The organism is Zobellia roscoffensis (assembly GCF_015330165.1).
GTDB lineage: Bacteria > Bacteroidota > Bacteroidia > Flavobacteriales > Flavobacteriaceae > Zobellia > Zobellia roscoffensis.
In genome coordinates this window covers 3752405-3763281 of the sequence record NZ_JADDXT010000002.1, presented here as the reverse complement: position 1 = coordinate 3763281, position 10877 = coordinate 3752405, and the positions used below count along the sequence as shown (strand labels likewise).

The window sequence follows — 10877 nt, the reverse complement described above, 5'->3', positions numbered from 1 at the left end:
GTGGTATTTATCTTTCTATTCTGTAACGATGCAAAGTCATTTAATAATATTTAATTCTTTGAGAATATCTTTTTTCATTTTACTGAGAGGTCTCTTATGAAAATCAGCCTCATTTATATGCGTACCAAATGCTAACCGGTAGAGTTCTTCAATGGAAACTTTTTGGTCTGCCTTACTAAGCAAAGTTCTAAGTTGTAGCAAATAACGAGGAGAGTATAATTTTCTTAACCTTACTAAATCCTCAATCTCATCTTCATGAGTTGCATAAATTTCTTCCAATTTGAAGGCCTTAATGGTTGCATCCTCCTTAGAACCACTATTCCTACTAATTTGAAATTTGTATTTATTATAGCTGTCAATTCTATAGCTAAACTTATACTGTGGTGCACTATCCACATACGGATGTATAAAGGTGTCAAGACTCATTACGGTCTTACCCTTAACACTACTATTGCAAACATGACAAGAAGGAATAAGATTAAAAAAAGATAATGCAAGCAAAGGATAGCTTTCCTTCGGAAACCAATGGTCAAATTCAGGTCTAGTAATTTTAGTGGGATTTCTAACCGTCTTTGTATAGATACGATTGCAATACGTACAAGTTTGAATATTCAGAGATTCAGCTAAATCATAAGCGGAATATGGGCTAGTTTTTCTCGCGAACCCTCCGGTATATTTAAAAATGCCATTTATATCTTCGACAAAATGGTTGTACAGATTAAATATATCACTTTCTATAGCATTCCTCCTTACAGCTTGTATGCCTTTAATTCTTAAGAATTCTGTCCATCCGGCAACGGAGTACCCCGGAATAGCATCTAACAAATCGTTGTGATGTTCTTCCAAAAATTCTGGAGTATCCGTAAGAATAGCACTTATCCTCCAATCTGCCAGAAAAGTTTTTAATTCGGAAGCAGGCAGGCCATCAATACGTTGTTTGATTATTGGATATAATTTATCATGATGCAGCTGCTTTGCAACTGTAATATTTGGAGTATGTAGGTCTAAACTAATCATGACCTCTATTCAAAATGTTATGTAAATATGCTGTTTCTTTTGCAATCATTTCTGTTATGAACTTTTCATTAATCTCAACTTCACTTAACATTTCTATAAGCTTATTTCTCAATACGGGTTCTTCTATGAGGGAAATTATTTTTTGCATCTTCTCATATTCTTCTCTATTAAATTCATCCTTGTCTTTATTCGCCTTAATCCATTCAATTACTTCATCTATTTTGTCTTTAGCAAAATCTCCGATTAAATAGTCTTCCAAAAAGAAAGAATTGGCCAATAAATCATTAATGTTTGCTCCAAACGAGTTAATCCTAGAAACATCATTAGAAGCTACTATGGTATTCCCAGATGTTAAATCTTTGGACAACAACACCATATTATTACTAGGTATGTCTGATAAGCTTAAGGGGCTATGGGTGGTCAAAATAATTTGAAGATTCTTATCAGGAAAAATCTTTGGAATCATACCCACTAAAGATTTAACAAACATGCGCTTCCACATCGGATGAAAACCTAAATCAGCCTCATCCAAAAGAATATAGTAGTTTTGAAAATTTAAAGGCTCATCCGCCAGCCAAACTCTCTCATTAATTTTGTTCTCCAATCGGTATTGCAAATCAAGTAAAACAGAAAAAAGCTCATACATAGCCATTTCTCCAGTACTTAGTCTAATATCTGGCTCAAATATTAGCATGGCCTTTTTATCGTAGCTAAATTTTTCCTTGAACGAAAGGAGAAAATCTTTATAAGATTCAATTACTTCAAAGCAATCCTCAAAATCAACTGTAACTTCAGTCCAATTTTCAATATCATCATCTTTTTCCGCAACCTCTAATAGTAACTCTGTTAGTTCTTTTATTTGTTTAATTGGTAGATGAAATTCAAGACTGTTCTTTTTAATAAATGCTTTTTCTAGAAACCAATAGAATGCTTCTTTTAAGGTGATTATACTTGCAAATTCTGGGTCACTCGTGTAAATTTCATTTTCAATAAAACCTTCTTCTAGGTATTTATTTCCGCTATTCTCAAATATTGAATGAACTTTACAAATTACCCCGTCCAAAATTTCGAGTTTCAGTCGCAACTTATCAATTGACTGATTATACTCTGGGTTTTTATCAAGGTCCTCCTTCGTTTTTATTCCAAGTTTATCAGCCAGTTCTATTTCTTCACGATTTCTTTGAGTCCTCTTTATTTCTTTGAATGTATTAAAGAATGGTCTAAAATTTCTTGAAGTTTGCCAATCGTCTTTAGAGATTTTTTGAACTTGAACCTTAATTTTATGAAAACTTGGAATATTTAAGTTTCTAAGTTCTTCCGAAAAAACGTCTGATTTCACAAAGGTAATTACTCTCTTCAATTGTTCTGAGTTGTGCAATTCCCAAAAGGAGCTAAAATCTAGTGGTTCATTCGGGATATCACGATTAAAGTAAGATAATTTTGAAAGGTTCTGAGTGTAACTCTGTTCTGTTTCCTCACTCGCATCACTCAAATACGGGGTGTAATAAATAAAGAGTCCTGCGTCCTTTGCCCAGGATATAGCAGACCTTCCCTCTTCCTCAAAAACTAATGGAAAACCACCCTCTTTTAGTATATGAAGTATAGTTGATTTACCAGAACCATTTCCTCCTACTATAGCAGAAACATTCGTAATTTCCTTTGACCAAAATCCTTCAATAAATTCTGGGTTCTCTTTTTTAATTGAAATCTCATACCCTTGTGTAGTTTCGACAACTTCATATAAAAATTGCCCTCCCATATTTAAGGTTAGCTCATGATGGTCTTTACCAAATATATGTGGAAGTGCATTTTGATGAATAAAAATAGCTGCAATTCTCATATCATATAATTATTTAACTAATAATTTCAAATGCAACAACAAACCAAGCGCTGGGGAATGTTTTAATGGCACATAAGTCTTAAAGTTGATAGTTTTAAAATCCTTTAATTCCAAATATGCTTTATGAACTTGTTTCAAATCCATATCCCAAATTTCTTTAGTAGATTGTCTTTTAAAAAACATTGTGGTTTCTTTAAGCTTTTCAACCACATACTCATTCCCTTCTAAGCTATTAAAAGAAACAATTGGACTAACCAATTGCATAAACTCAATGAATCTTATGTCTGGTTTGGTTTTTGTATACATTATTGAGTATTATTTGCCTTTAATAAATTCATCCAAAAAGGCTCTAAACTCCTTAGCCGTTTTTTTGTCAAATTGTACGTTCTGTTTGGAACCTCCACCTCTTTCTAAATCACCTTTTGCATAAGTTCGAAGTTGTAAATAGTCCTTCTCAATAATCACATCACCAAATACATCTCCAGACCTGAAGTTAATATGTTCATTTTTTTCTAGAATCAATTTTCCAATAATTGCCATTTAATTTTTATTTAATTCTCAACCCTTGCCAAATTCCATTCTTTTCACCCAAATAGAATTTTTCTAAATATCTTCCTAACAACTAATCTCTCATTTCAGTCATTATACTATCTATATAATGCCATTCATTTTCACCTACAGCTTGAATTCTACAACCTGAATCTTTGAAAAATTCATACCTAAAAGCTGGTTCTTTATTTATTTTTAATACGCCTGATTGTTCTTCGCCCAATAGTTTAAAACGCCAGTTACGTCTTAATTCTCCAGAACTAAACAATATATATCTAGGATATACTCCAGTTTTTTCAAACTCACGAGACCCGCCTTCCTGGATTGTAACTCCTATATTCATTTTATTTTTCTTTTAGCGTTTGTAATTGACTATCATATTTCCATTTGATAATCTCGCCAGACAAAATCAATTGAATAACCTTTTCAATTATTGGCAATGGCACAACAAACCATTCTCTAGGTGTTATTCTACGTCCTTTGTCATCAAATACATCGACGTTCAGGCATACTTCAGCAAAGAATCTATGAAGTAAATGTTCAAATTTCTGGGCATTCATATTATAGCATTTGTAACCATCTACAATAGATACATCTGCCATTAAATAGGTGGGTTCCTTCGCTGCGTTTTTAATACGTTCTTGAACTGGAACAGTTGAGAAGCCTATTTTATATAAATCTGTTATGGATGCTATTTCTGGTTTCTTAGATTTAGATTTTAATATATATATCCAACCAGTTTCTAAATCTTCCTCGTTTAAAATATTTGCGTTTTTAAAAAGTTCATCTTCATTGGAATAATCAGGGTTCGTTACCATTTGACCATTCTCGTGAAGGACTTTATACAACGATTGAAACATCATTTCTGATTGTGTACCATTCTCAAAAATCGTTTTAGTTCTACCATCTGGCCTATTATGTATTCCACTTTTAAACTCTTGAATTTGTTTCTCCCAATCCACATTTTCCAAATAAAGCATAACACCATTATTGATATAGTATTCATTGGGCTTTAAGCATTCATAATTGAAATTGACAAGTTTTCTTTTTCCCTCTCTCAACTCCTTGTGTACTTCTTTAAATTTAACCTCGTAGGGGGCAAAATCTTTGTTTTTCATTGCCTTTCGATGAGCTACAAAATCAGATGCCGTTCTTTCCGTTGAACTAGGTACATTCTTTAACTCAAATATTGAAGCAGTTTCCTCGGTATCTAAAATACCCAAATCATCATCGTTCAAAATATCCGCTACTGACTTTACTTCTTCTTTTGTGTTTAAAAGATTATGTGTATCATAGGGTTTCAATATCTCAACTTTCTTAGCATCTTTCCTTAATGCCTTTAATCTTGATAGCAGTTTAAATTCGGTGACATTGGTAGCTTCTGGTTCTCGATTATTCTTTTCAAAAAAGGCATTAATATCTTGGAACGATTCAATTAAGCGTTCATCTTCAGTTTTTACATTAGAGTTTTTGGGTTTAGAATCTAAAATTCCAAACTCATCATCATTAAATATATCTTCTAATGTTTTCTTTTTACTCATTTGCTTGGGCTTTACGCTTTTGCTCTTTTAAAAATATGATTGCTTCTGCTAAACGTCTTTCTTGTGGGTCGAAAGATTGAATGCTTGGTTGTTCTCCTGTTTTTGCTATCCAGTTTTTTATTTTAGGCCACAATATAATTGCTTCTTCATCAGTCATTGTTATTCTTGTAGCATCTATAGTTTCTTGAATTGCTTTAAATACTGATGCTGTTACTGACTTAGATAATATTTCAAATGCCTTTTGAAATGGATTGATGGTATCTATTAAGTCAATATTAATATCATCAATATTTACAAAACTATCGGCCATACGAATAAAGCGTTTATCACCCACTTCTTCAATAGTACCGTTTTTTATTACAGAATCTACCACTACGTGTTGACGAACAGCTTCTACTTCTTCATCTGATAAATCTGGATAGGTTTCTTTAATAATTTTAGGTATCAACACTTTATTAATAACTTCAGGATCAACATTACCAGGCATTGCTTTAATCATTTGCTGGTCTTGCATAATTTTTGCTTTCAAGTCATTAATATCACTTTCAATAATATCTTTTGCTCTTTGTGAACTTGGCAACTTAAACCCATCTATTTTTATAGTTTTTTCATCGTCTTCTAAATCATCTTCTTCTTCGCCTTCTTCTGGAAATTTGGGTTTAAATTTAAAGTTAGGCGCTAATACTTGTTCCATTAATAAGGATGCTGTAATAGCTTTTAGCATATTGTTTACAGATAGTTTTACTAAATCATCTTCTGCATCTGGTTGCGCTATTAAATTAGTAAACTGAGAATGCGATTTATTATCACTATCTCTTGTTGCTCTACCTATAATTTGAATAATTTCTGTTAACGAACCTCTGTAACCAACTGTTAATGCATGTTCGCAATAGGGCCAATCAAACCCTTCTTTTGCCATACCTAATGCTATGATAATATCTATATCATCAACACTTTTTACATTACGCAAATATTCTTGTATTTTATCTCTATCCTTTTGGTTATCGTGAACTAAATCTGCAATCTTTAATGTTTTGCCCGTAGCTTTACTAATTACATATAGAACACCCGTGTCTGGGTCTTGATAATCTAGAACTCCTAAGCCATCAACTATTCTATTCACTTCTTCGTACTTGTCTTTTTCAGACTCACCGGAATTTACACTTGGAATGTGAATAATTGTTTTTTTGCTTTCATCTAATATCTCATGTATAGCAGATGTATATTTTCCTTGATAAAAGTGATACCCAATTCCTAATGATTTTAAATATTCATAACCATTTAATTGTTGGTAATAATCATACTTTACTTTGGTGAATTTTGCCTCATCTTCTGGTAATAAAATAGGCACGGAATCCCCCCTGAAAAAAGAACCTGTCATTGCTACTACGTGGGCATTGGATTTTTCCATTATACTACTTAATACCAACCCTAACTTATTATCACCATCTACAGATACATGGTGAAATTCATCTATTGCCAATAAACAATCATTTAGTTGTTTTTCATCTATGGCATCAAAAGCAAAACGTAAGGTAGCGTGTGTACAGATTAGAATTTTTTCATCACTTTCTAAAAAGTTTAGAAATGCAGTTACTTTACTTTTTTCTATACCAGGTGTACATAAATTATATCTTGGGTTAGGTTCCCAATCTGCAAAAAAACCAAACTTTTTTAATTCTGTTTTAGCAAACGAACTACCAATAGACCGTTCTGGAACAGCTACAATTACTTTTTTTATATCTTGATGTATTAACTTATCTAAACCAATAAACATTAAGGCACGAGATTTACCAGAAGCTGGTGGTGCTTTAATTAATAAATATTGAGCTGTACGAGCTTCAAATGCTTTTTGTTGCATTTCTCTCATACCATATTCGTCGGTGCTTTTACTTTTACCTGTTTGGCTGTAGGTTACGTGAACTATATCTGGCATAATTTATTTAAAATTAAATATTGTATTAAAGATTCCTGTAAACCCTGTGCCCACCATTATTGATAAAATAATAATTAAAATATCTTTCTCCTTCTTTGCTTGCTTGTCAAAAAAACTAACAAAAACATCTGTTTTAGATGATTCTGTCGGTATTTCATTCCGACCGACTAACTCCCATAATTCTTCTGGAATTATCTGGTCATTATTGTAGTGAAGGTTTTTATTAAATATATTATACAAGCTAATTTTATTATCTAGGTCGTCAAATTCCTCTATATTTTCCTCGTGCTTAATTTTAGTTATTTCGATAGATTCGTCGTAGTATACATTATTTTCAATCAAAAAACTTTGCAGATTTTGCCCACTTATGGTACTGCTCAATCTAGCTTCTGCGTTGGAATAATAATCGTTACCCGATTTAAAAGGTTGATAATATTCAACGTGATATGGAAATGAATCAATTTCAATTTTGGCTTCGTAATAAAAAATATCATTTGATTTGAAATTAGGTAAGACATCAGGATTGTAGCCAAATAAATAGAACTTTATGCTATCACTTGGTATTTTATTGAAGGCAATTTTTGATTTTGATTCATATGGAAAAGAATCAACTTCATTGATTTCATAGAGACTAGCTTTTTCAATGTTTGGAGAGCTAAAATAAAAATTTACTTTACGCTTAAATTCAGACTGTTTTTTATACCCCAGGTCATTATCTAAATAAAAAGACGCGTAATAAATTATTGTATCCCTTAAAATATCATAGCTAGAAAAGATTGTAATTATCTCATCTTCAAGATTATTGTGGCTATACTTAGCCATTAGCATATGTCTTCTCAAAGAATCGTATTTTGTTTCAGATTTATGACCTTCATTCCAGAATTCAATCTCTCGCTTTCGGTCCTCAGAAATTGAATCATAAGGTATTGGATAACCTCGCCGGCGATAATCCCTAAACCTCGTGGGTTCAATTTCTATAGCAGAGAAAAAGTGAGAATTCTCATTATAATACTTTGGTTCTTCAAAAAAACCATGTAAATAAAATATTCCTGAACTTGCCACTATAACTAAAAGCAAGCTAAAAAAACCATAATTATAACTTTTTCTTTTATCAACAGGTAATTTTCTATAATTTGAAATTATTGATAATAAAAGTGCTCTAACTTTTTTACCTAAAAAAACTATACTTTTCTTGAGTGAAAAACACGTAGCACCAACAATATTTAGTATTTTATCTTTAACACTCATTTTCTAAGCTTTCTTTTTACGTGTTCTTTTAGGTTTATCTAACAAAGTGTTTTTGTTTATCATCTTTTCATATTCTTTAAAAAGATATTCTAAACGCTCTGTATCACTCTCAAATGGTTTTAAACGATAACAACGCTCAATAGCTAAATCTAATTGATGATGCGCTTCTTTTAAACCTTTTGGCATTTTATTTGGGTCATAGAGTTGGGCCATAGTTTTGCCTGAATGTTTTTCTCTCTCTTCTAATATTTCAAATACGTGTAAATTAATTTGTTCTTTTTGTTTTTGAGATATTTCAGGGAATGGAAAAGTATTATAACATACGCTAGCAGAATAACGAATCCTCGTTTCCAATTTTCCTCCAACTGCTTTTATCCAGACAGTATGAATTTTTGAACTAATTAGCCCAAGAATCCATGGTTCTGGGTTGAATATGGCTTGAGCAGAGTCTGATACAATACAATTACTGTCCAAAAAACCTATAGGAAGATATTCTCTAAGTTCTGAAGATACTCTTGGTATAATTAAAGCTTCAACATCACTTGGGCTACGCTGAGCAAATTTATGAGGAATAGAAGAATACCCATTCGTTGTTTTGGCTTTAGATGAAACTCTAAAATCAAAAACTTTATTGATTCTTTCTTTAATGTTTGAAATACTTTCGGCAAATTCTCTTTGATCATCTTTAATCCAAAGACACCATCTTTCTTTACCTTGAATAAACTCAGCAGAACCGAATAAAGGACGTAACAAAATTGAAGCACTATTATCAACTTGCAACAGTTTTTCTTTTTCCTCTGTTGTTAAAATAAGATTACCACCATCTCTTGCCATACTTCCCATTACCATTTGAGGCAAGAAAAAGGAAATGGGTTTAGACCTTTTATTTATGAAGACAGTTGGCCCAGCGGTTAGATATGGATTGATATTTATTACTTGACCCTTATGACTGCCTGATATTAAGTATTTAGGATTAGAAGAATTATTCCTAATACCTATAATTACAACAGTTACTCCGGCATTTCCTTTGGCATTATTGGTCCATTTGAAAGACGGATAAGCAAAGTCTATTTCAATATTTTGATCAAATATTTTAGGCCATAAATAGGCTACTTGTTCGCCTTGACAAATTGAATTGGTTGAAACATATGACAACTTACTTTTTGAATTTCGGATAAATTCTGCACCAAGTATGAACCAACAAGTTATATAATCTGAATCTTTATATTCTTTACTACCTCTAAAAGCTAATTCAACATCTCTTTTTTGGTTTACGTCCTGTAATCTTGCGCCCAAATATGGCGGATTACCCAAAATATAGATTTCATCATCATCATTTTTAGGACATGTGTCTTCCCAATCTAAGCGTGTAGCATTCCCTTGTGTTATATGACCAGCTTCTTTTAAAGGTAAAATGTCTTCTGCTTTGCCATAATCGTGAAGCTCACTAATAAACTCTTTGTTCATTTGGTGTTCTGCTAACCATAAGGATAAAATTGCCATTTCGTGTGCAAAATCGTCTAACTCTATGCCATAAAATTGAGAGAGTTTAATTTTAGTGTACACATCTGGAAAACCTAAATTTAACTGATGGTTCACTTCGTAGATTCTTGCTAAAATCTTTATTTCTAATCGCCTTAATTGTTTATAAGCAATAATTAAAAAATTACCACTACCACAAGCAGGGTCAAATACTTTAATTTTTGCAATTCTATTAATGAGTTTATTTAATTTCTTTACATCATTAAAATGTTTTTCAAATTCTTCGTTTAATTCATTTAAAAATAAAGGCTCTATTACCTTCATAATATTAGGTACAGAAGTATAATGCATCCCTAAGCCACTACGATATGTAGGGTTTACTACTGCCTGTATCATAGAACCGAAAATATCTGGATTGATTTCGCTCCAATCTAAATCGCCACACTCAATAATTATTTTTCGCGCTGCTGCCGTAAACTTTGGTGATACTATTGTATCTCTAAATAAACCACCATTTACATAAGGAAACTCTTTAAAGTGATCCGCTTCTTTACTATTATCTTTTGTATTAAGAACTTTAAAAAGCCTATCTAAAAATGTATGTGTATCACTTCCATCTTTTTGAGTATGTTGCTCTAATGTATCTGTAAACATTCCCTCAATAGGAAATATATCCGTGTCCTCTGCGAAAAAACAAAAGAGCAAACGAGATAAAAAGATATTTAAGTTATGGCCGCCATCATCGTAAATCCCAGGGGTTTCTTGTACTAGAATATCGTACATTTTAGCCATCTTTTCAGATGCCTTTCTATCTGCAAAATTCTCGTTCTTCTGTGCGTATTTTTCTTGGCCTGCCCATGGTAAAAAGAAACCAAAGTGTTTATGTATTTCTAGAATAGGTGTATCTAATGCTAACCCTGTTCTTATATCTTTGGCTAATAATGTTTTGTAATCTGTAACTATTACAAAGCGTGGATTGTGCTTTAAAGAATCTACATCTTTAGTTAATTCATCAATAGTATTTAGAAGTGATCCAGCTGCTATTTCTTTGAAAAGCATTTTACTTTTATAAAGTACTTCTCCTTCAGCTTTAGATAAATTGAAGTCTCCTTTTTTTAAACGTGTAATAGATGTTTTAGATATACCGTAAGCTTTCAGTAAGTCGAATACAAATTCTTCTTTATTGAAGTTTTCAACTAATGCTATTACGTTTTTTTCTATTTGAGATGCGTTCATTTAATACCTTAGTTATTTTATAATACCA

The 10877-nt window shown here is 32.0% G+C and carries 9 protein-coding genes; all 9 read right to left on the bottom strand.

Annotated features, from left to right (window positions below; genetic code table 11):
* Positions 1–36 precede the first annotated feature (36 nt).
* The 9 genes from IWC72_RS15075 to IWC72_RS15035 all read right to left on the bottom strand — a co-directional run bounded on the left by IWC72_RS15075 (position 37) and on the right by IWC72_RS15035 (position 10849).
* Entirely contained in the window at positions 37–1017 is a 981-nt protein-coding gene (locus IWC72_RS15075; RefSeq protein WP_194530348.1) for an HNH endonuclease family protein, read from the bottom strand.
* Positions 1010–2857 (bottom strand): hypothetical protein, encoded by a 1848-nt coding sequence (locus IWC72_RS15070; RefSeq protein ID WP_194530347.1) that lies wholly within the window; start codon positions 2855–2857, stop codon positions 1010–1012. The genes IWC72_RS15075 and IWC72_RS15070 overlap by 8 nt, the downstream gene beginning before the upstream one ends.
* Before the next feature lie 9 nt (positions 2858–2866).
* Entirely contained in the window at positions 2867–3163 is a 297-nt protein-coding gene (locus IWC72_RS15065) for a hypothetical protein (protein ID WP_194530346.1), read from the bottom strand.
* A gap of 9 nt (positions 3164–3172) precedes the next feature.
* Positions 3173–3397: a hypothetical protein gene (locus IWC72_RS15060; protein ID WP_194530345.1), complete on the bottom strand. Its 225-nt coding sequence runs from the start codon at positions 3395–3397 to the stop codon at positions 3173–3175.
* A gap of 82 nt (positions 3398–3479) precedes the next feature.
* Complete coding sequence (locus tag IWC72_RS15055; protein ID WP_194530344.1) at positions 3480–3749, bottom strand: hypothetical protein; 270 nt, start codon at positions 3747–3749, stop codon at positions 3480–3482.
* Position 3750: 1 nt separating this feature from the next.
* Positions 3751–4947, bottom strand: coding sequence for a GIY-YIG nuclease family protein (locus IWC72_RS15050; protein WP_194530343.1), 1197 nt, complete (start codon positions 4945–4947; stop codon positions 3751–3753).
* Complete coding sequence (locus IWC72_RS15045; RefSeq protein ID WP_194530342.1) at positions 4940–6883, bottom strand: DEAD/DEAH box helicase; 1944 nt, start codon at positions 6881–6883, stop codon at positions 4940–4942. The genes IWC72_RS15050 and IWC72_RS15045 overlap by 8 nt, the downstream gene beginning before the upstream one ends.
* Positions 6884–6886: 3 nt before the next feature.
* Positions 6887–8131 (bottom strand): hypothetical protein, encoded by a 1245-nt coding sequence (locus tag IWC72_RS15040; RefSeq protein ID WP_194530341.1) that lies wholly within the window; start codon positions 8129–8131, stop codon positions 6887–6889.
* Positions 8132–8134: 3 nt separating this feature from the next.
* Entirely contained in the window at positions 8135–10849 is a 2715-nt protein-coding gene (locus tag IWC72_RS15035) for a class I SAM-dependent DNA methyltransferase (protein WP_194530340.1), read from the bottom strand.
* Positions 10850–10877: the final 28 nt, after the last annotated feature.

Coding starts and splice junctions, on each gene's coding strand:
- IWC72_RS15035 (WP_194530340.1), bottom strand. CDS start 10,849: ATGAACGCATCTCAAATAGAAAAAAACGTAATAGCATTAGTTGAAAAC.
- IWC72_RS15065 (WP_194530346.1), bottom strand. CDS start 3,163: ATGTATACAAAAACCAAACCAGACATAAGATTCATTGAGTTTATGCAA.
- IWC72_RS15045 (WP_194530342.1), bottom strand. CDS start 6,883: ATGCCAGATATAGTTCACGTAACCTACAGCCAAACAGGTAAAAGTAAA.
- IWC72_RS15075 (WP_194530348.1), bottom strand. CDS start 1,017: ATGATTAGTTTAGACCTACATACTCCAAATATTACAGTTGCAAAGCAG.
- IWC72_RS15050 (WP_194530343.1), bottom strand. CDS start 4,947: ATGAGTAAAAAGAAAACATTAGAAGATATATTTAATGATGATGAGTTT.
- IWC72_RS15055 (WP_194530344.1), bottom strand. CDS start 3,749: ATGAATATAGGAGTTACAATCCAGGAAGGCGGGTCTCGTGAGTTTGAA.
- IWC72_RS15060 (WP_194530345.1), bottom strand. CDS start 3,397: ATGGCAATTATTGGAAAATTGATTCTAGAAAAAAATGAACATATTAAC.
- IWC72_RS15040 (WP_194530341.1), bottom strand. CDS start 8,131: ATGAGTGTTAAAGATAAAATACTAAATATTGTTGGTGCTACGTGTTTT.
- IWC72_RS15070 (WP_194530347.1), bottom strand. CDS start 2,857: ATGAGAATTGCAGCTATTTTTATTCATCAAAATGCACTTCCACATATA.